At 66.0% G+C, this 21427-nt stretch carries 17 protein-coding genes; 13 read left to right on the top strand and 4 right to left on the bottom strand.

The window, feature by feature from the left end; all coding sequences use genetic code 11:
• Positions 1 to 132 precede the first annotated feature (132 nt).
• The gene (locus tag N5D48_RS17120) at positions 133 to 1026 is read right to left on the bottom strand and encodes a LysR family transcriptional regulator (RefSeq protein WP_279886427.1); all 894 of its coding nucleotides are present in this window, start codon (positions 1024 to 1026) and stop codon (positions 133 to 135) included.
• Positions 1027 to 1120: 94 nt separating this feature from the next.
• Here N5D48_RS17120 and N5D48_RS17125 point away from each other — a divergent pair, with 94 nt between their 5' ends.
• From N5D48_RS17125 to N5D48_RS17155, 7 genes are all read left to right on the top strand, one after another.
• On the top strand, positions 1121 to 2563 hold the full coding sequence (locus N5D48_RS17125; protein WP_279886429.1) for an aldehyde dehydrogenase family protein: 1443 nt from the start codon (positions 1121 to 1123) through the stop codon (positions 2561 to 2563).
• A 13-nt stretch (positions 2564 to 2576) separates the two neighbouring features.
• Positions 2577 to 3563, top strand: a complete 987-nt coding sequence (locus tag N5D48_RS17130; RefSeq protein ID WP_279886431.1) for a dipeptidase — start codon at positions 2577 to 2579, stop codon at positions 3561 to 3563.
• A gap of 55 nt (positions 3564 to 3618) precedes the next feature.
• Complete coding sequence (locus N5D48_RS17135; protein ID WP_279886433.1) at positions 3619 to 5169, top strand: BCCT family transporter; 1551 nt, start codon at positions 3619 to 3621, stop codon at positions 5167 to 5169.
• Between the two features lie 26 nt (positions 5170 to 5195).
• Positions 5196 to 6890 (top strand): hypothetical protein, encoded by a 1695-nt coding sequence (locus N5D48_RS17140; protein ID WP_279886435.1) that lies wholly within the window; start codon positions 5196 to 5198, stop codon positions 6888 to 6890.
• Between the two features lies 1 nt (position 6891).
• Positions 6892 to 7581 (top strand): DUF3726 domain-containing protein, encoded by a 690-nt coding sequence (locus N5D48_RS17145; RefSeq protein WP_279886437.1) that lies wholly within the window; start codon positions 6892 to 6894, stop codon positions 7579 to 7581.
• Positions 7582 to 7603: 22 nt separating this feature from the next.
• The gene (locus N5D48_RS17150) at positions 7604 to 7987 is read left to right on the top strand and encodes a RidA family protein (RefSeq protein WP_279886440.1); all 384 of its coding nucleotides are present in this window, start codon (positions 7604 to 7606) and stop codon (positions 7985 to 7987) included.
• A gap of 241 nt (positions 7988 to 8228) precedes the next feature.
• Positions 8229 to 8783 (top strand): hypothetical protein, encoded by a 555-nt coding sequence (locus tag N5D48_RS17155; protein ID WP_279886443.1) that lies wholly within the window; start codon positions 8229 to 8231, stop codon positions 8781 to 8783.
• 75 nt (positions 8784 to 8858) lie between these two features.
• Here the strand turns inward: N5D48_RS17155 and N5D48_RS17160 are convergent, their stop codons facing one another.
• Together N5D48_RS17160 and N5D48_RS17165 are read right to left on the bottom strand one after the other, a co-directional pair.
• A complete protein-coding gene (locus tag N5D48_RS17160; protein ID WP_279886446.1) occupies positions 8859 to 9533 on the bottom strand; it encodes a hypothetical protein in 675 nt (224 codons plus the stop codon).
• A 97-nt stretch (positions 9534 to 9630) separates the two neighbouring features.
• Positions 9631 to 12468 carry an HD domain-containing phosphohydrolase gene (locus N5D48_RS17165; protein WP_347881634.1) on the bottom strand — a complete coding sequence of 946 codons (2838 nt, stop codon included), beginning with the start codon at positions 12466 to 12468 and terminating at the stop codon, positions 9631 to 9633.
• A gap of 277 nt (positions 12469 to 12745) precedes the next feature.
• On the opposite strand from N5D48_RS17165, the gene N5D48_RS17170 reads away from it, so the two are divergent.
• From N5D48_RS17170 to N5D48_RS17190, 5 genes are all read left to right on the top strand, one after another.
• Complete coding sequence (locus N5D48_RS17170; RefSeq protein WP_279886448.1) at positions 12746 to 12928, top strand: hypothetical protein; 183 nt, start codon at positions 12746 to 12748, stop codon at positions 12926 to 12928.
• An 84-nt stretch (positions 12929 to 13012) separates the two neighbouring features.
• Complete coding sequence (locus N5D48_RS17175) at positions 13013 to 14371, top strand: 8-oxoguanine deaminase (RefSeq protein WP_279886450.1); 1359 nt, start codon at positions 13013 to 13015, stop codon at positions 14369 to 14371.
• 283 nt (positions 14372 to 14654) lie between these two features.
• Positions 14655 to 15044: a DUF2946 family protein gene (locus tag N5D48_RS17180; RefSeq protein ID WP_279886451.1), complete on the top strand. Its 390-nt coding sequence runs from the start codon at positions 14655 to 14657 to the stop codon at positions 15042 to 15044.
• 71 nt (positions 15045 to 15115) lie between these two features.
• Positions 15116 to 17269 (top strand): TonB-dependent receptor, encoded by a 2154-nt coding sequence (locus tag N5D48_RS17185; protein ID WP_279886454.1) that lies wholly within the window; start codon positions 15116 to 15118, stop codon positions 17267 to 17269.
• A complete protein-coding gene (locus N5D48_RS17190) occupies positions 17269 to 18747 on the top strand; it encodes a PepSY domain-containing protein (RefSeq protein WP_279886485.1) in 1479 nt (492 codons plus the stop codon). Before N5D48_RS17185 ends, N5D48_RS17190 begins: the two co-directional genes overlap by 1 nt.
• Positions 18748 to 18899: 152 nt before the next feature.
• Here the strand turns inward: N5D48_RS17190 and ykgO are convergent, their stop codons facing one another.
• Positions 18900 to 19046: a type B 50S ribosomal protein L36 gene (ykgO, locus tag N5D48_RS17195; RefSeq protein ID WP_023632134.1), complete on the bottom strand. Its 147-nt coding sequence runs from the start codon at positions 19044 to 19046 to the stop codon at positions 18900 to 18902.
• Positions 19047 to 19177: 131 nt separating this feature from the next.
• Here ykgO and N5D48_RS17200 point away from each other — a divergent pair, with 131 nt between their 5' ends.
• Positions 19178 to 21268, top strand: a complete 2091-nt coding sequence (locus tag N5D48_RS17200; RefSeq protein WP_279886467.1) for a TonB-dependent siderophore receptor — start codon at positions 19178 to 19180, stop codon at positions 21266 to 21268.
• Positions 21269 to 21427 lie beyond the last annotated feature (159 nt).

The raw sequence follows: 21427 nt of genomic DNA on the forward strand, positions 1-21427 counted from the left end.
GCGGTACTTTCACAGGACTCATTGGCCCGAAACAGATGTAGGAGCGGCCTTGCGTCGCGATGCGCCGCGCGGGCGGCGCTCGATCTGATAGGCGCTGCAACGCTAACGGCGAACACCTTGAAAGGGATGGCACTAAGCTCGATGTGCCGACGCCATTTCCGTCCGCAGAAACGCCAGCAACGCCTGCGCCGCCGGCGACAGGCTCCGTCCCTTGCGCGTCAGCATGCCGATCCGCCGCTCCACTTTCGGCGCCGCCAACGGCAAGAACGCCAGCTTCTCGTTCTCCAGCGGAAACGCCAGATACGGCAAGGTGCTGATCCCCACCCCCTGCTCCAGCATCGCGATCAGCGAAATCATGTTGGACACGAACAACCGGCTGTCTTCCAGCAGGCTCTCGGCCTCGGTGCCTTCGAGCAGCCGCGAGGTGCCGTTGCGGATCATCGGCAGCCCGCGCAGCCGCGACCAGTGCAGCGCCCCGCCCGCCTGCACCAGTGCATGGTCGGCTCGGCACACCACCCCCACCTGGTCATTGACGATGGGCGTCATCGCCACCTGTCCATCGTCCTGCCACAGGCTGCCAATGCCGAAATCCACCAGCCCCTGGGCCAGCAGGTGCTGCACGCTTTCGGCCGTGCCGTCCTGAATGCTCACCTGCACGTTTGGATGCCGGGCAACGAAGCGCGCCAGCGGCCCGGGCAACAGGCGGCTGGCCACCGACGGCACGGTGGCGATGCTCACCTGGCCGATCTCGTGGCGGGCCAGCAAGGTGGCCTCGCGGGCGATGCGGTCGTGATGCTCGATCAGGCCACGGAACAGCGGCAGGCAATGCAGGCCAAACGGCGTCAGTTCCAAGCGCCCACCACCCTTCTCGATCAGCGCCTGGTCGAGCTTCTGCTCCAGCTCGCGCACCGCCAGGGAAATCGCCGGCTGGGTGCGGCACGCCTGACGGGCGGCGGCATGGAAACTGCCGAGTTCGGCGACCAGCACGAAGTAGCGCAGCTGGGTGATCTTCAGCTCGGGCAACATGGTTAGCGATCCTTATCAAAGCATATTTTTTATTAATTTTATTTTGCTCGATATTGCTCGCAAGATGACAGCCAGGCAATCGGAGGCTTCATCCATGTCACTCAATACCTACAAGAACTACATCGATGGCCAGTGGTGCGACGGCCACGCCACCCTGGCCAACCACAGCCCCTCGGACACCCTGGATGTGATCGGCGAATACCACCAGGCCAGCGCCGAGCAGACCCGCCAGGCCATCCAGGCCGCCCGCGCCGCGCAGCCGCTGTGGGCCGCCATCGGGCTCGAAGCGCGTCAGCGGGTGCTGATGGCCATCGGTGACGAGCTGATCGCACGCAAGGACGAACTCGGCCAGCTGCTCTCCCGCGAAGAAGGCAAGCCATTGGCCGAGGGCATCGGCGAGGTCGCCCGCAGCGGCCAGTTCTTCCACTACTACGCCGCCGAAGTGCTGCGCCAGATGGGCGAGACCGCCGCTTCGGTGCGCCCGGGCATCGACATCGAGGTGCACCGCGAACCGGTCGGCGTGGTGGGCATCATCACCCCATGGAACTTCCCCATGGCCACCGCCGCCTGGAAGATCGCCCCGGCCCTGGCCTTCGGCAACGCCGTGGTGTTCAAGCCGGCCAACCTGGTGCCGGCCAGTGCCTGGGCGCTGACCGAAATCATCAGCCGCCAGGGCCTGCCGGCCGGCACCTTCAACCTGGTCATGGGCAGCGGCGCCAGCGTTGGCGAAACCCTGGTCAACTCAGCCGAGATCGACGCCCTGACCTTCACCGGCTCGCTGGCCACCGGCCGCCAGGTGGCGGTCGCCACCGCGGGCAACCTGGTGCGCTGCCAGCTGGAGATGGGCAGCAAGAACGCGTTGGTGGTGATGGACGACGCCGACCTCGACCTGGCCATGGACTGCGCGCTCAACGGCGCCTTCTTCGGCACCGGGCAAAAGTGCACGGCGTCGTCGCGGCTGATCGTCTGCGATGCCATCCACGACCGCTTCGTCGAGGCCCTGCGCCTGCGCATGCGCGCCCTCAAGGTCGGCCACGCCCTGGAGCCAGGCGTGCAGATCGGCCCGGTGGCCGAAGCCCGCCAACTGGAACAGAACCTGGAATACCTGCGCCTGGCCCAGGCCGAGGGCGCAAGGTTGATCGAGGGTGGCGAACGCCTGCAACTGGACCGCGACGGCTACTACATGCGCCCGGCGCTGTTCATCGACAGCCGCAACGACATGCGCATCAACCGCGAGGAAGTGTTCGGGCCGATCGCCTGCGTGATCCGCGTGGCCGATTTCGAAGAAGCCCTGGCCATCCTCAACGACACCCCGTACGGCCTCACCGCCGGCATCGTCACCCAGTCGCTGCGCCACGCCAGCGCGTTCAAGCGCCGCGCCCAGACCGGCTGCGTGATGGTCAACCTGCCCACCGCCGGCACTGACTACCACGTGCCGTTCGGCGGGCGCAAAGCCTCCAGCTTCGGCCCGCGCGAGCAGGGGCAGTACGCCCGCGACTTCTACACCGTGGTCAAGACCACCTACGTGCGGCCTTGAAGGAGTGCTTGCCATGCAGGATTTACTGATGATCGATGGCTTGCAGTACTCCAACTGGAGCCCGGAAATCTTCCAGCAGATGCGCGACGGTGGCCTGAGCGCGGTACACGCCACCATCGCCTACCACGAGAACGCCCGCGAAACCCTTTCGCGCCTGGGCGAGTGGAACCGGCGCTTCGAGACCTGGCCCGAACTGATCCGCCCGGTGCGCAGCGCCTGCGATATTCGCGCGGCGCAGCAAGAAGGCCGGGTCGGGATCTTCTTCGGCTTCCAGAACTGCTCGCCGATCGAGGACGACATCGCTTTGGTGGAGGTGTTCCGCCAGCTCGGGGTGTTCGTCATGCAGCTGACCTACAACAACCAGAGCCTGCTGGCCAGCGGTTGCTACGAGCAGGAGGACAACGGCATCAGCCGCTTCGGCCGCCAGGTGATCGCCGAGATGAACCGGGTCGGCATGCTCATCGACATGTCCCACAGCGCCGAGCGCAGCACGCTGCAGGCCATCGAGCTGTCCAGCCGGCCGGTGATCGTCTCCCACGCCAACCCGTCGAGCTTCCACGCCGCCAAGCGCAACAAGTCCGACGCGGTGCTGCGCGGTATCGCCGAGTCCGGTGGGCTGCTCGGTTTCAGCACCTACCCGTTCCACCTCAAGGGTGCCTCGGCGTGCAGCCTGGAGAGCTTCTGCGACATGGTCGCGCGCACCGCCGACCTGATGGGCGTCGAGCATATCGGCATCGGCACCGATCTGTGCCAGGCGCAACCGCTGTCGGTGCTGGAGTGGATGCGCAACGGCCGCTGGAGCAAGGACAAGGACTACGGCGAAGGCTCCAAGGACAACGCCAACTGGCCGGCACCGCTGCAGTGGTTCCGCGACAGCCGCGATTTCCCCAATATCGCCCGGGGCCTGCGCGCCCGGGGCTTTGCCGAAGACGATGTACGCAGGATCATGGGACTGAACTGGTTGCGCCTGCTGGAGACCGCCACCACGGCGCAGACCTGAACCATCCCGCACGGACGGCTGAACAATAACAACAAACGCAGGTTCCGGAGGCTTCATGAAAAACCCAACCACCCTGCCAGCGGATGGCCAGGCCATGCGCCTGCCCCTGACGCGGGACATCGACTGGCCGCTGTTCCTGATCAGCGGCGGTTTCCTCGGTGCCTTCCTGGTCGCCGCGCTGGTCGACATCGACGCGGTGTCGGCGCTGGTCAACACGCTGTTCGCCTGGTCGACGCGCTTCTTCGGCCTGTACTGGCAGGTGCTGATGCTGGCCACCTTCGCCGTGAGCCTGGTCATCGGCTTGTCGAAATGCGGCCGCGTGCGCCTGGGCGGCGTCACCCAGCGTCCGGACATCAGCACCTTCAACTGGATCGCGGTGATCATGTGCGCCCTGCTGGCAGGCGGCGGCGCCTTCTGGGCCGCCGCCGAACCCTTGATGCACTTCGCCAGCCCGCCGCCGTTCTTCGCCGGCGTGGCGCCGCACAGCGAAGCGGCCGCCACCGCGGCGCTGGCGCAGTCCTTCGTGCACTGGGGCTTTCTCGCCTGGGCGGTGCTCGGCAGCCTGCTGGCCATCGTGCTGATGCACCTGCACTACGACAAGGGCCTGCCCCTGGCACCGCGCACCCTGCTCTACCCGCTGTTCGGCGAGCGCGCGCTGAAGGGGCCGATTGGCACCCTGGCCGACGCCAGCTCGATCATCGCCGTGGTCGCCGGCACCATCGGCCCGATCGGTTTTCTCGGGCTGCAGATCAGCAGCGCGCTGCATGCGGTATGGGGCGTGCCCAACGACCTGCTGACCCAGTCACTGACCATCGTCCTGGTCACCCTGATGTACACCGTGTCCTGCCTGGTGGGGCTCAAGGGCATCCGCTTCGTCAGCGAGATCAACGTCTGGCTGATGCTGGGCCTGGCGCTGTTCATGGTGGTGTTCGGGCCGACGCTGTTCATTCTCGGCGGCTTCCCTTCGGCCTTCGCCCTGCACCTGGAGCACTTCATCCCGCTGACGCTGTACCGCGCCGACGCCAAGTGGCTGGACTGGTGGACGGTGTTCTACTGGGGCTGGTTCATCGGCTATGCGCCCATGGTCGCGCTGTACGTGGCGCGGATCTCCCGGGGCCGGACCATTCGCGAAATCATCGTGACCCTGTCGATCGTCGCGCCGCTGGTGACCATGTTCTGGTTCACCGTGGTCGGCGGCAGCGGCATCGGCATGGAGCTGCAGTCGCCGGGCACCGTCACCGCCCATGGCACCCAGCCCGAGGACCTGCTGCTGGGGGTCACCCAGAACCTGCCGCTGGGCGGCCTGATCAGCGCGCTGTTCCTGTTCCTGAGCTTCATCTCGGTGGCCACCAATGGCGACGCCATGGCCTTCACCGTGGCGCTGGCGATGTCCAGCAGCGACAAACCGAAGCGGTGGCTGCGCGGCTTCTGGGCCATCGGCATGGGCCTGGCGGCGGTGGTGCTGATCACCATCGGCGCAGGTGGCGTCACGGCCTTGCAGTCCTTCATCGTCATCACCGCGGTACCGGTATCGCTGGTGATCCTGCCGGCGCTGTGGGATGCCGTGCGCATCGCCCGGCACATGGCCCGTGAACAAGGCGTCTGAACATGATGCATCCTGGTACGACAACAATGACCGACACCGTGCTTGCCCCCTACCCGCTGCGCCCCACCTGCCAGGTCATGGACCTGGCCCGGCTGGGCAGCCACTTCCAGAGCCCGCTGAGCTTCGTGCGCGCCAGCATGCGGCGGATGATGAACCAGCGCTGGCAGATCCGCCGCGCCCGCTTCGACCTCGATGGCGAGGGCTTCGGCACTGCCATCTACCGCATCGACACGCCGAACGCCCACTACCACTGCGTGATCTTCTCGGCCTACCTGCCGCCGGAAAAACGCAGCGACCGGGTCATCGCCGATCAGTGGGATGTCAGTTTCGTGCTGCTGGCCGGTGATGTGGATGCCGCGCAACTGGCCGACCTGCAACGCAATGTGCCGCGGCAGGAGGCAGGGCGCTTCGATGCCCGGGTGCTGGTGCTGTCCCGCGCCAATCGCAGCCTGCGCAACTTTGACCGATTCCTCGCGGCCCTGGCCGAAGGGCAGCAACCGGACCCAAGCCAGCTAGCCGAGGTGGGCTATCTGTATCGCACCACCGCCGTATACGGCAACGGCAAGTTCGGCATCGCCGACTTCGCCTGCCTGCAGGGCAACGAGGACTTCGCCCAACCGTTCAGCGCGCAGATGTTCACCGTATACTTGCTGCGCCACTTCAGTATCGAGCAGATCGAACACATGGCCCATGCACTTGCCCCACAACGGGCGGTGCCGCTGGACCCCGAGCTGCAACGCTACCTTGGGGTCGGCAACGCCACCGGGCTTGGCATGGCGCCGTTCCTGATCAACCATCCGCAACTGGTGGAACGCTGGATCGCCACCCGGGAAACCGCCCTGGCCCAGGTGCTGGCGCAACCGGCGCAACCAGAACAGCTGGCGCGCTTGCAGACCTTGCTGGCACGTGCCGGCCAACACCTGGCCCAGACCCAGACCGAAGATCCGCGCCAGCACCAGCAGAACCGGCAGACCCTGGCCGAACTCGCCGCGCTGACCGACTGGCTCGCCCGCCAGCCCAACCACGATGACCTCTGGCCGCGTTTGCTGGCCTGGAGCGAAACCTGCTGCGGCGTCGGATGCCAAGAGTTGCTGGTGAGCGTGCTGTTGGAGCTGTATCCCGCCCTCGTCACACCCTTGGCCGAGCAGATGGGCGTGACCGAAGGCTGGCGCCTCGATGCGCAGATGCCCCTGGCGCAGCTGGGCGAACTGATCGAGCAGCAGTACGACTGGGCCCTGGCCTATGACTTCAGCGACCTGCAGGCCGAGCACTTCTTCTGGTACCGCTCCGCCGAAAAAGAAGAGCCAAGGCTGGGCATGCGCCAGGAAGAACCAGGGGCCGAGAAGGAAATGCAGCTGGGCATCGCGCGCAATATCCAGCGCTGTCACAGGGCGCTGCGCGGGTATCTGGACAGTCACCCGCAAGCGTTGACCGCGCACTTTCTGATCGCCCACCCGGCGTTCAAGGGCACGGTGCGCCGCTTGCAAGGCATGGCCGGCACCGCCTATGGCGAGATCCGCGCCAACCTGCTGGCCCACGACCTGCTGCCGATCCACTTGCTGCGCTGCAAGCTGGCGTTCTTCGGTGCCGGCAAGTTCGACCCCAAGTCCAGTCGTTGGGTGCGCATCACCCTGTTCCAGGGCGCGCCACTGGTCAGCGACATCGGCCAGCCGTTCGCCGATGACTGGAACTTCGCGGTGCTGCCAGAGGGAGGCCACTGATATGCGCGTGTCACTCAACGAGGTCCAGGTGATGTGCCGCAAGGCCTTCGAGGGCATGGGCTTTGCCGCAGGCGATTGCGAGGATGCCGCGGACCTGGTCGGCTGGCTGCAGCTGCAAGGGCTGGACGGTGTCGGCACGCTGGCCAAGGCCCTGGACTACCTGCAGCGCGAAGCCGCCCGGGACTTTGTCCTGCGCTACGAAGACAGCGCCCTGCTGGTGCTCGACGCCAATGGCCAGAGCGTGCTGCGCTGCGCCGCCACCGCCGTGGAAATGGCGCAAGCCAAGGCACAGCGCGGCGGGCAGGCGGTGCTGCGTATCCATCACTGCCATAACCGCATCCTGTTGCTGGGTCTGCTCAGCCGGGCCGCTGAAACGGGCCTGGATGTACAGGCCCACTGGCGCGATGCACGTCAGCGGCACCGGGCGACGTTTGCCGCCAGTGCCGCACAGCTGCGCCTGGACAGCGAGGCCAACACCTGCGACGGGTTCGAGCAAAGCATCACCGTGCTGTTCAGCCGGCCGGCCGCTTGCCCTCGGCAGCTGGCCAGCTCAGTCCCAATCTCCCCCCAGGGCTTCATCGTCGATGAAGCCGTCTGGCAACGGCTCAGGCAGTTGGCCGAACGGATTCTGGTCGAGAGCAGCGAAACCTCGCGCCGGCACGGCGCCGGAGGCGGTAGCGATGCCGACTGACCTTCACTCAGGAACCTACGCCATGAAGCATGTAATCAAGACCGACCTGTACGCCTCCAAGGCCCCGCTGGAATGGGCCGTGATCGGCAATGGCACGCTCTACACCGCGCAGATCCCCATCGATGCCCAGGGCCAGGTGGTCGAAGGCGGCATCGAGGCCCAGGCCCGCCAGACCCTGGACAACCTGCGCCATACCCTGGAGGCCGCTGGCAGCTCGCTCGATGCGGTGACCCAGGTGTTGATCTACGTGACCGACCGCCGTTACCTGGCGCCGGTCAATGCGTTGTACGCGCAGTATTTCCAGGCGCCCTACCCCAACCGCGCGGCGGTCGTGGTGGCAGGGCTGGCGCGCGAGGAGATGCTGGTGGAACTGGTGGTGTACGCCTGCGTGCCGATGCCGGGCTGAGGCGGCACAGTTGCTGTAGGAGCGGGCTTGTCGGGGCGCCGAACCGCCGCGAAGCAGGCGCCGCGGAGCATGGCACCGGCTGCGCCGGTGTTCGCGGGGCAAGCCCGCTCCTACAGCGATGCGACACAACGATGGCGTTATGCCTTTAAGCACATTACTCTTGCGCCGGTTAAGGCCCCAGTTCCGTTCGCTGGGCCTTCACCTGACCCTCGTATCCCCACGCTTTTACAGGAAGTGATCCGTGCGCAAAGTGCTCGCCAGCTTGTCGCTGGGCATGGCCGTTCTGCTGTCCGGCTGCAACACCACCCCCTATGACCGGGCCACCATCTACTACGACCGAGCTCAGTTCGCGACACAGGTCACCAAGGACTTCCCGGATATCAAAGGCCCGATCCTGCAGCATGGCCGCTGCTCGTTGCTGATTTCCACCCCCGGCTCCACCACGGGCACCTACCATTTCTGCACCTTCGCCCTGACCCAGGACGAACTCCGCGTCCTCGGCTGGGATGCCTCGACCCTCAAGTACACGGAACTCCTGCGAGTCGACCTGGCGACACTGAACAAGGTCGCGCTGGAGTCGTATTTCCGGACCAATCAGGTGCAGCTCATCGAAGAGCGCCGCCAGAGCGCATTGAGCGTGATGATCGATGATGGCGGGTATCACGACACCGGCGCCACCGAGCGCGTGTACGAGACCCTCCAGAAGCGCGGGATCCAGGTGGTGAAGAGCGAGGGAATGATGACACCACCGGCGCCGCCTACGCCGATCATCGTTCCCATGGTATTGCCTCGATAAACAAACAGGTGGGTGGCGCGAACGCATGCGCCCACCCCCTACCTGCCTTGGCTCGACCACGATAGGTGATGGCGGCTACCGGGGCTGCGCAACGCTGCGCGCTTCGAGCGTGCGATATGTCCCCGTGGCATCGGACACGCAGTAGTTCGCGGCAACCGGAACATCCTTCGTCACACTCGCGACACTGCCTGCCGATTGCAGCTCATAGACCCCCACCCGGCACGTGACCGGGCCGAAATAGGAGTGCGCGGTATAGTCGAGCCGTACCTCGTAATCCTTCCCGGCCTGAGGTGTGAAGCTCGCCGGCGCCGGGCTGCAGGACGATCCGCGAGTGCCCAGCGACAGGTCCGCGATGAAGTTCTGTCCGGCAGGCACCACCCTCTCGTCGAAATAGCCGTGGGTCGCGTCGATGCGCTGGGTTTTCGCAGAGGCCGGCATGCCGATGACGTTGTTGTAATAGTCCGAGGGGTAATGGCTGGAGAACGGTATCATCTCCTCGCTTGTGTGACTGCGCACCACGCGCCAACCCGGAGGCGGAACGATCCCGCTCTTTCTGCTGACGTTGTAGTAGGTCTCACAGGACTGGCCGCCGACATAGCCAAACGACTCACCGCCGCCGGTGATCAGGCGAATCCGCGCCGTGCTGGCGGGATCGTATTTTTGCGCCTCGGCCAAGTTACTGACGTTGGTCTTGGTGGTACCGCATCCTGCCGTGGCAAGCACTGCGACAAGCAGCAGATAAAACCGCATTGACACGTATCCATTCCTCCATGGGTTGACTTGCCTGGTGGGCCAGGCCAGAGAGCAAACTACTCCAATGATGGCACTATTGCCATCATCGATGCCGCTAGAACTGCCCCAGCCAATACGCCACATCCACCTCATCGATCTGCTCGGGCCGCAAGAACCGCTCGGCATACGCCCGATGCACCCCGCTGCCGAGGAACAAGCGCAACAGCTGGCCGTCGATATGACCGTCGCGAGCCATGCCCACCAGGATCTTCACCGACTCCGACAAGGTCTTCGCCGCCTTGTACGGCCGATCCGCCGCGGTCAGCGCTTCGAAGATATCGGCAATCGCCATCACCCGTTCGGCAATGCTCAGGTCTTCCTGGCCAAGCCGGCGCGGATAGCCGCTGCCGTCCATCTTCTCGTGGTGGTTGCCGGCGATCGCCGGCACACGCCGTAGCTGGCGGGGGAATGGCAGCGCGCTGAGCATGATGATGGTCTGCACGATGTGCTCGTTGATCTTGAAGCGCTCTTCGTCGTTCAACGTGCCGCGGCGGATCGACAGGTTGTACAGCTCACCGTGGTCGCTGGCATGGGCCGGCAGGCGCATGTCGAAGCCCCAACTGTTGCGTGGGTCATCCTTGCTTACCGGCGGCTTGCGCGGCCCCCACGCTACTCGGTGCTCAGGGCGGTCGGCCAGCAATGGCTCGTCCACCGGCAACGGCAAGGGTGGCGCACCGGCAAAACGCGCCTCTTCGTCACGGGATATGCCCAAGCGATTGTCGAAGTGGCGCCGCCAGCGCCGCTCGCCGATCTGGCGCAGGCGCTCGATATCCTGCTCCTGCATGAACTCGCCACCGATGTTGGCTTTGGCGACGAAGGCGAACTCTTCGCGCAGTTGCGCACGGCAGTCGTCGAGCGTGCGTTGCAGCACCGCTTGATCGCCGCCGCTGGCCAGGCCTTGCCAATAGGCCAGTTCGGCATCGCGCCAGAGCACTTCGAAACGCATGCGGATCTCGTGGATGCGGTTGTACAGGGTCTCCAGCTTGGTCGCCTTGTCCACCACATACTCAGGGCTGGTGACCTTGCCGCAATCGTGCAGCCAGGCGGCGACGCGGAACTCGTAGCGCTCGGCCTCGCTCATGGTGAAGTCGGCATAGGGGCCGCTGTCGGCCTGCACGGCCTGCTCCAGCAGCATCTGCGCCAGCTGCGGCACGCGTTCGCAGTGGCCACCGGTATAGGGGCTCTTGGCGTCGATCGCATCGGCCAGCAGCTTGATCATGGCGTCCAGCAAGCGTTGCTGCGCCTCGACCAGCTGGCGCGTCTCGATGGCCACGGCGGCGGCGCCGGACAGTTCCTCGACGAAGCGGCGAAACGGCTCGCTCGCTCGATCCTGGGCATGCTCCAGCTGCAGGACGAGGATGCCCAGCCGTGCCTGGCTGCGGTCGTTTAGCGCCACGGCCAGGCAGCGCTCTTGCAATGCCAGCCCCCGGATCACGAGCGCGCTCAGGTCTTCACCTTCGCTCACCGTCAACTCCACCGGATAATCCTCGCCCCGGCAGGCGGCGGCCAGGCGCAGGCGACCCTGCTCGGTATCCAGCAGGTACACCGCGCCAGCACTCACCCCAGCGGCCTCCACCAGGTGGCGCAGCACGCCGTCGAGCATGCGCTCGAGCTGGCTTTCCCGGCTGAGCGTGAGGGTGATCGCCTGGAAGCTGCGGATCGTGCCGGACATGCGGCCAAGCACGCGGCTCAGCTCACGCACCTCGGACACTCGCGATACCACGCCGACCTCGCGGCTGAAGTCGAAGTCGGCCAGACCCCGTACCTGTTCGGTCAGCAACCTCAGCGGGCGGCCGATGCGCCGCCCCAGCAGCGCGCCGAGCAGCAGCAACACCGCCGTCAGCGCGGCGGCCCAGAGCAGCTGCTCGAACAGCACCTTGCGCGCGCCGGCCAGCAGCTCCTGGGCGGGCACGGCGATCAACACCTGCAAGTGCTGCCCGGCGACGGTGGTCAGCGGCTCGCGCATGCCGTACCAGGTCTGCCCGTCCACCTGGTAGGCCTGGGGGCCATCGCCGCGCGGCGGCTCGGCATGGATGCGCTCGAGGCTGGCCACACCCAGCTCGCCGATGCTCGACAGGCGCGCCGCCTCGCCCTCGCGCACGATGATGCGCTGCAAGTCCGGATAGGCCACCACCGCGCCCTGGTCGTCGATCACGGCGATCTCGGTGCCAGCGGTCATGCGCAGGTCGCGGCTCTCGCTGGCCAGGTCGTCGACCGAGACATCCATGCCGATCACCGCCGCGCCATCGGCGCTGCGCTGGGCCATGGTAAGGCCGATCTGGCGGGTGGTGAAGAACACATAAGGACGGGTGAGCACGGTATCGGCCTGCGTGGAGGCTTCGATGAACCAGGGACGCGAGCGGGGATCGTAGCGGTAGTCCGGCCGGGCCTGGGCCTGCAGCAGGGTCAGCGCCTGGTCGTAGAAGCGCCATTCACCCTGCAGGGTGCCGTTCGCGTCCAGGCTGACGCGCTGCGCCAGGAACGCGGTATTGGCCGGTGCCGCGAAACGCTGCAGCAGTTGGGGATCGCGCAAACGCCGGACCAGCAGGAACTCGCCGTTGGGAAAGCCGATGTAGGCGGCGCTGAGCATGCGATTGGCATTCAGGCTCTCGGCCAGCTGCGGCAACCACTCCAGGCGCTGCGCCAGGTTGTCGGCGAGCGGGTTGAAGGCGAGCAGGCGGATACTGCTCTGCACCGGGTCGACCAGGCGTCGGGCGCGTTCGTCGATGGTCCGGCCGACCTGCTGGGCGGCGTCGCCGGCGGCGGCCACCAGGGTCTGCCGGACCCCAAGGTAGCCCTGCCAGGCCAGGGCGGCGCCGAGCAGCGACATGCCCAGCACGATGGCCAGCGCCACCAGCAGTTGCAGGGAGATACTGCGCCCGCGGTTGTTCATGGTCGCCCGCCCCAGGCAGGTGCCGATCCAGCAGCATGACCCCTCGACGCGCAGCCCATCGCAGGCACTCCCGTGTGGTGGTTTTCACAGTGTAATCAGCCAGGGCGATCATGCCGGGCCGAGTTGAACCGAGCTGGATACTGGCATATTGATAGCGTTCGACTCCAGCGGCGGATATGCACCAACTTTCCGTATACAAAAAACATCAGTTCTGTTTACATTGTCCCGCGCCTACGACAGCGGTATTCGCCGCTGCGTATTGCGACAGGCTCAAGCCATGCGCTACCCACTGCCGCTCGACGCCCTCGAGCACCTTCTTCGAATGCCGTTCGACGCCCACGCGATGAACGCCACATTCACCTTGTTGCCGTTCACCTCCACGCCTGCCACCGCCTCCCTGAAGCGGCACCTGCGCGTGCGCGGAACACCGATCGCTGCCGTTTTTCGCCAGCACGCCTGACGGCAACGGTGCGACCGGCGCGAGCGCCGGCCACCTCCTACATTCAAAAGACAGAACAACATCCCCATGCGGGAGGGAACACACATGCCCAAGACCTTACTGGTGAAGAACGCCGCACTGCTGGTGACCATGGACGGCGAACGCCGCGAGATCAGACACGGCGGCCTGTACATCGAGGACAACCTGATCCGCCAGGTCGGCCCCAGCGAAAGCCTGCCGCAGCACGCCGACGTGGTGCTGGACATGACCGGCAAGGTCGTCATTCCCGGCCTGGTCAACACCCACCACCACATGTACCAGAGCCTCACCCGCGTGGTGCCGGCGGCCCAGGACGGCGAGCTGTTCAACTGGCTGACCAACCTCTACCCGATCTGGGCGCGGCTGACCCCGGAAATGATCGCGGTGTCGACCCAGACGGCGATGGCCGAGCTGATCCTTTCCGGCTGCACCACATCGAGCGACCACCTGTACATCTACCCCAACGGCTGCAAGCTCGACGACAGCATCCACGCCGCCGAAGAGATCGGCATGCGCTTCCACGCCGCGCGCGGCAGCATGAGCGTGGGGCGCAGCCAGGGCGGCCTGCCGCCGGATTCGGTGGTGGAGAAGGAAAGCGACATCCTCAAGGAGTCGCAGCGCCTGATCGAGGACTACCACGACGCCAGCCATGGCGCGATGCGCCGCGTGGTGGTAGCGCCCTGCTCGCCGTTCTCGGTGAGCCGCGACCTGATGCGCGAGGCGGCGGTGCTCGCCCGCGAATATGGCGTGTCGCTGCACACCCACCTGGCCGAGAACGTCAACGACATCGCCTACAGCCGCGAGAAGTTCGGCATGACTCCAGCCGAGTATGCCGAGGACCTGGGCTGGGTAGGCCATGACGTATGGCACGCGCACTGCGTGCAGCTCGACCAGCACGGCATCGAGCTGTTCGCCCGCACCGGCACCGGTGTCGCCCACTGCCCGTGCTCGAACATGCGCCTGGCCTCGGGCATCGCGCCGATCCGCAAGATGCGCGACCACGGTGTGCCGGTGGGGCTGGGGGTCGACGGCTCGGCCTCCAACGACGGCGCCAGCATGATCGGCGAAGTGCGCCAGGCGCTGCTGCTGCAGCGGGTGGGCTTCGGTCCCGATGCGATGACCGCGCGTGAAGCGCTGGAGATCGCCACCCTGGGCGGCGCCAAGGTGCTCAACCGCGACGATATCGGCGCCCTGGCACCGGGCATGGTCGCCGACTTCGTGGCCTTCGACCTGGGCCATGTGGCCTATGCCGGCGCCCTGCACGATCCGTTGGCGGCGCTGGTGTTCTGTACCCCGACCCATGTCGATACCAGCGTGATCAACGGCCGGGTGGTGGTCGAGGGTGGGCAGTTGAAGACCGTCGACCTGCCGCGGGTGCTCGAGCGCCACAATCAGCTGGCCTATCAGCTGGTCAGCGGCGAGTAGCCCTCGGCGCGAGGCGCTGCCTCCCTGTGGGTGGGAGCGGGTTTACCCGCGAAGCAGCTCCTGCGGTGGATGGCACCGGCCTTGCCGGTGTTCGCGGCTAAGGCCGCCCCCACAGGAGCCGCGCCAGATTGAAAAATCCGAGCAAGGCCGTTGCCCCTACAGAATGGACCAGGCGCCTGCATCTTTTCGAAGGCGCTTTATCGGCAGATCACTCTGTTCAGATACCTCAAACGATGTAGAATCCGCACGCCAAACACTTTCCCTTTCCCTTCGAGCTTTGCCGATGAAGCTGGCCCGCCACACACGATCGCACGTTGCCTGGTTGCTGTACTTCAGCATCCTGTTCGGCTCGTTGCTGTGTGCCATCGGCCATGGGCAGATGGCCGGCCTGCGCCTGGCAGGCCTGGATGACGCCGCCTGGTGCGCGGCCGACGCCAGTGGCGTGTTCAAGGGCGACCAGGACGCCACCGACCCGGTGCTGCCCGCCGGCAGCGACTGCGTGATCGCCAGCCTGTTCAGCGCCAGCCTGCTGGCAGTGTTCTTCGGGCTGCTGGCCGTGCTCGCCGGCGAATCGAGCAAGCCCCTGCCCAGACAACCCGCGCCACGCCTGCCCAAGCAGCGCTGGCCACTGGTCAATCCCCGCGCCTCCCCCGCTTCGCTTCTCGCGTTCTGACATCGCCACGCCCGAGTGCCGTCTGATCGGCAGCGGGCGCGCGCTCACCGATTTCAGCCAGGAAGCCTTGCATGTTCCGCATGACCACTTTGGCGCTGCTCGTTGGCAGCGCAACCTGCGCCTGGGCGCAGGATGACACCCTGACCCTGCCCGCCAGCAACGTCACGGCCACGGCCGACCACCCCAAAGAAGCCACCACCCTGGACCTCGACCGGCCTATCGAAAGCGGCTCGCGACTGAACCTCAGCGCACGCGAGAACCCCGCCTCGGTCAGCGTTGCCGACCGCAAGACCATGGAGCGCATCGGCGCGCGCAACTTCCAGGACGCCGCCAACGCCCTGCCCGGGGTCAACGCCTCGGCACCGCCCGGCTGGGGCGGCTATGTGTCGTACCGTGGTTTCAACGGTGCCCAGGTCAGTCAGCTGTTCAACGGCATCAACCTGCAATACGGCGCCACGGCGCGCCCGGTTGGCGCTTGGATCTACGACCGCGTCGAACTGCTCGGCGGCCCCTCGTCATTCCTCAACGGCAGCGGCGCGGTCGGCGGCAGCCTGAACATGATCACCAAGCTGGCCAACCGCGACGAGGACACCTTCGAGGGCCGTGTCAGCTACGCTCGCTACGACACGATGGAAACCTCGGTCGGTTTCAACAAGGTGCTCAACAGCGGCGATGGCCCGCGCCACTATGCGCGGCTCGACTACAGCCGCACCAGCAGCAACGGCTATATCGACCGCCAGGAAAACGGTGCCGGCAACCTGGCCTTCTCGCTGCTCAGCGACATCAACGACCAGCTGTCGCACACCCTGGCCATCGAGTACCTGGAAGAAAAAGAAGACAGCCCGTACTGGGGCACGCCGGTGCTACAGCCGGCGGTCGGCACCCTGCACATCGACAAGCACAATCGCTTCGACAACTACAACGTCGAGGACGGCCGCTACGAGCAGCGCACCCGTTGGCTGCGCTCGATCACCGATTACCGCATCGATGACAGCAACCAGCTGCGCAACACCTTCTACCACTACAACGGCCAGCGCGATTACCGCAACCTCGAGGTGTACCGCTACAACGCCGGCAACACCAACATTGCCCGCTCCGGCGGCTACCGCCAGCGCCACGACCAGGAGGTCAACGGCAACCGCACCGAACTGACCCATCAAGGCCAGCTGTTCGGTCTGGCCAGCGACTGGGCGTTCGGCGTGGACTACAGCCGCAACCAGCAGACCACCTATCCGCTGTCCAAAGGTGCCTTCGATACCATCGACCCGAATGGCTTCCAGCCCGGCCACTTCCTCGACATCCCCGGCATGGACGCGCCGCGCGCCAAAGGCCGCAGCACCAACACCGACACTACCGCGGGCTTTGTCGAGAACCGCACCCGCCTGACCGACCAGCTGTCGCTGATCACCGCGTTGCGCTACGACCATATCGACTTCGACGTGGTCGACCACGTGACCCGGGCCAAGCTCGACCGGCGCTGGGACGCCTTCACCGGCCGCCTGGGCCTGGTCTACGACCTGACCGCCAATGTCAGCCTGTACACCCAATACAGCACCTCGGCCGAACCGCCGGGAGGCTCGCTCACCGGCGCCTCGATCAGCCAGGTCGGCGACTTCGACCTGAGCACCGGGCGCCAGGTGGAAGTGGGCAGCAAGTTCGACTTCCTCGACGGGCGCGGCTCGGCTACCGCCGCGGCCTATCGCATCGTGCGCAAGAACATCTCGGTGCCCTCCTCGACCGTGCCCAACACCACCGAGCAGGCCGGCCAGCAGACCTCCACCGGCATCGAGCTGGCGGCCTCGTTCAAGGTCACGCCCAAGCTGCTGGCGGCGGGCAACTTCAGCTGGGTCAATGCCGAGTACGACGAGTTCAACGAGACCATCGGCGGCGTGGTGTACTCGCGCAAGGGCAAGAACCCGGTGAACATCCCCGACCGGGTGGCCAACCTGTGGCTGACCTACGACCTGGCGCCGGGCTGGCAGGTCGGCGCCGATGCCCGCTACGTGTCGTCGGTGTACGCCAACACCGCCAATACCGCCTGGGTGCCGTCGTACACCGTCTACGGGCTGTCCATGACCCACGACCTGGACCAGCACGTGCAAGTCAGCGCGCGCCTGCGCAACCTCACCGACGAGGTCTACGCGCGCTTCATCCACCAGACCAACACCCAGTACTACCTGGGTGAGCCGCGCAGCCTGGAAGTGGCCGTGCAGTGGCGCTACTGATGGGCCTCAAGCGCCAGCTGTACCTGTGGCACCGCTGGCTTGGCATCGTCGCCTGCCTGTTCATGGCGCTGTGGTTCGTCTCCGGGGTGGTCATGCTGTATGTCGGCTACCCCAAGCTGACCCCGGCCGAGCGCCTGGCCCACCTGCCGGCGCTGCCGGCCGGGTGCTGCGCGCAAATGCCAGACAACTGGGCGCAGCAGCCGTTGAAGGCGCTACGCCTGACCAGCCTGGGCGGGCGACCGTACTACCTGCTGGACCTGGCCGATGGCCGGCGCGTCGCCCTCGATGCCGCCAGTGGCAAGCCTCTGGCCGGCGCCGATGCGGCCTGGGCGCTGGCCAATGCCAGGCAGTTCGCCGGTGATGTGGCCCTGGATTACCAGGGCACGCTGGACGAAGACAGGTGGACCCACTCCCGGGCCCTGGACGGCGAGCGCCCGTTGCATCAGGTGCGGGTCGCCGATGCGGCCGGCACCTGGCTGTACCTGTCCGGGCGCACCGGCGAGGTGGTGCGCGACGCCACCGCGCAGGAGCGCGCCTGGAACTGGGTCGGCGCCTGGCTGCACTGGCTCTACCCGTTGCGCGGCGGGTTCGGCTTCGACAATGGCTGGCGCACGCTGGTGATCGGGCTGTCGCTGCTCGGCACGCTGATGGCCGTGCTGGGCATGGCGGTGGGCGTTCTGCGCCTGCGCCTGCGCAAGCGCTATCGTAGTGGGTCGTGCAGCCCGTACCCCGGTGGCTGGTTGCGCTGGCACCATATCGGCGGGCTGCTGTTCGGCGGCGTACTGCTGCTGTGGGTGTTCAGCGGGCTGATGTCGATGCGCCCCTGGGGCCTGACCGACAGCCGCTCGCAGATCGCGTTGTCTGCCCTGCAACAGGGCCCGTTGCGTGCCGCCGATCTGCGGCTGTCGGTCGGCGCCGCGTTGCAGCGGCTGGGCGAGGCGAACTTCACGGCCGTCGAGTTGCAGTGGCAGCGTCTGGGCGATGCGACTTACCTGGTGGCACGCAGCGCCAATGGCGACAGCCGCATCCTGGAAAGCGACGCACCGCCGGTCAAGGCGTTTTCACGGCAGCGGTTGCTGGCGGCGGCCCACGCCATGGCGCCAGAGGTGGCGAGTGTGGATGAGTGGCAAGACACCTACGACTTCCACTATTTCGCCCGCGACCCACAGAGCATGTACGGCTTCCAGACACGTCCCCTGCCGGTACTGCGCCTGCGTTTCGCCGACGCCGCCGACACCTGGGTCTACCTGGACCCGGCCAGCGGCACGCTGGTGGCCAGCCACGACCGGGCGCAGCGCGCCGGGCGCTGGCTGTTCAACCTGTTGCACAGCTGGGACTGGCAACCGCTGCTAGCGCGACCGTTGTTGCGTGAAGGGTTGATCATCGCCCTGAGTGCCGGTGGGTTGGTGATCTCGATCAGTGGCGTGGTGCTGGGCTGGCGGCGCTTGCGCCGTGCCTGTCACCAGTACCGGCATTGAGAGCAGCCTGTGCAAGCGGGCTCGTCGGGACATGGCACCGCCATGCCGGTGTTCGCGGCGGTTCGGCGCCCCGACACCCCCTCCCACAGGGATCGCAATGACCGCAAGGCTTGCGCTGGTCCTGTGGGAGCGGGTTTACCCGCGAAAGCCTATTAGCCCCGCTTCTTCTTCACCCCTCCCTGCCGCGCCTTGAAGCGTGGATTGGACTTGCAGATCACATAGATCCTTCCACGGCGCTTGACCACCTGGCAGTCACGATGACGGCGCTTGGCCTGTTTGAGCGATGACAGTACTTGCATGACAACCTCCGCTAACGTAATAACATAACACTAACGCGAATCATTCCCATCGCACAACCACTCTCGCCTCAGGCAGTGGCATCTGCCCAAATCAAAATGTTATGTTATTACATCAATAACGGAGACCCCACGTGAACCCTCGCGCACCGCTTCTGGCCGGCCTCACCCTTGGCCTGTTCGGCCAACCGCTTTCCGCGGCCCAACCCTTGCTGCTGGATGAAACCTCGATCACCGACGCCTACGTCGAGGAACGCGCGGACGGCCCGGTGCGTGGCTACCGCGCCACCCGTTCAGCCACGGCCACCCGCACCGACACCGATATCCGCGATACGCCCCAGAGCATCAACGTAGTCCCTGCCCAGGTGCTCAAGGACCTCAACACCACCCGCATCGACCGGGCCCTGGACTTTGCCGGCGGCGTCTCGCGCCAGAACAACTTCGGCGGCCTCACCTTCCTCAACTACAGCGTGCGCGGCTTTACCACGGGCGAGCTGTACAAGAACGGCTTCGCCATCAACCGCGGCAGCTACAGCTCGCCCGACACCTCCAATATCGAGCGCATCGAGGTGCTCAAGGGCCCGGCCGCCAGCCTCTATGGCCGTGGCGACCCCGGCGGCCTGGTCAATATCGTCACCAAGCGCCCGCAGGCCGAGACCTTCAGCACCCTCAGCCTGAGCGCCGGCAGCTGGGACCGCTACCGCACCACGCTCGACGCCAACGCCCCGCTGGACAGCGAAGGCAACCTGCTGGGCCGGGTCAACCTGGCCGTCGAGGACAACGGCAGCTTCCGCGATCACGTCAACAGCGAACGGCGGATCGTCAGCCCATCGCTGAGCTGGCAGCTCTCGCCGGATACCCGCCTGATGCTCGATACCGAGTTCTCCCGTACCGAGTCGGTATTTGACCGGGGTATTCCAGCGGTCAACGGCGAGCTGGGTTCGGTGCCGCGCTCGGCCTTCATGGGCGAGCCCAACGACGGCAAGATCCGCAACGACAACCAGACCATCGACCTGGCCCTGGAGCATGTGCTCGACGACAACTGGAAAGTGCGCCTGGCCAACCACTACACCCAGGGCACGCTCAAGGGCAACAGCTCCGAACCCCAGGCCCTGGTCGGCAGCACCCTCACCCGCTTCTATCGCGAGCGCGACTTCGAGTGGAACGACAACATCACCCAGGCCGAGCTGCATGGTCATTTCGAGCTGTTCGGCTGGCAGCACCAGACCTTGGCCGGCTTCGAATACGAGAACTACCGCAACAGCCAGAAGTACCCGCAAAGCGCGACGCTGGCCAGCTATGGCCAGGACATCCGCAACCCGGTGTACGGCAAGCCCAAGCCGGCCCTCACCCGGGCCAACGACTTCTTCGAGCGCACCGAGAGCTACGCCCTCAACCTGCAGGACCAGATCGCCTTCACCGAGCGTCTGCGCGGCTTGCTCGGCGTACGCCTCGAACACATCGAACAGACCTCGCAGAACCGCAGCACCAGGGTCAGCAACACCCAGGAAAAGGATGTCGCCACCCCGCGCATCGGCCTGCTGTACCAACTGACGCCGCAGGTCGGCGTGTTCGCCAACGCCTCCACCTCCTTCAAGCCCAATACCATCGGCACCCAAGGGCAGGTGTACAAGCCCGAGAAAGGCCTGGGCTACGAGACCGGGCTGAAGCTCGACCTGCTCGACAGTCGCCTGGGCGCGACCATCGCGCTGTTCCATATCGACAAGGAGAACGTCGTCACCACCGATGCCCTCGGCGACAGCGTGGCCGCCGGCAAGGCGCGCAGCCAGGGCCTGGACCTGCAGTTCAGCGGCCAGCTCAGCGACGCGGTGCGGGTGATCGGCGCCTATGCCTATATCGATGCCGAAGTCACCAAGGGCGACGCCGCCGTGCCCAAGGGCAGCGACCTGCTTGGCATTGCCCGCAACAGCGGCAGCCTGATGGGCGTGTACGAGTTCCAGAACGGTGCCCTGCGCGGCTCGGATGTGGGCGCGGCCTTCAACTACGTAGGCGAGCGCTCCGGCCAGGCCGGCAGCCGCTTCACCCTGCCCTCCTACAGCACGGTCGACCTGCTGGCGCACTACAAGGCCAGCGAACAGGTGACCGTGGGGCTGAATCTCAACAACCTGTTTGATCGCAAGTACTACGAACGCTCGTACAACAGTTCGTGGGTGCTGCCGGGGGAGCCGCGCAATGTCAGTTTGAGCCTGACGCTCAGTCTTTGAGGGGGACGGGTTATTGAGCGGGTGAAGGTCACCAAGTGTCCGCCGTAACCCTTGCAGCGCCTATCAGATCGAGCGCCGCCCGCGCGGCGCATCGCGACGCAAGGCCGCTCCTACATCTGTTTCGGGCCAATTATTCCTGTGAAAGTAGCGCCGCCCGCC

It is taken from the genome of Pseudomonas sp. GD03858 (assembly GCF_029840925.1).
Lineage (GTDB): Bacteria > Pseudomonadota > Gammaproteobacteria > Pseudomonadales > Pseudomonadaceae > Aquipseudomonas.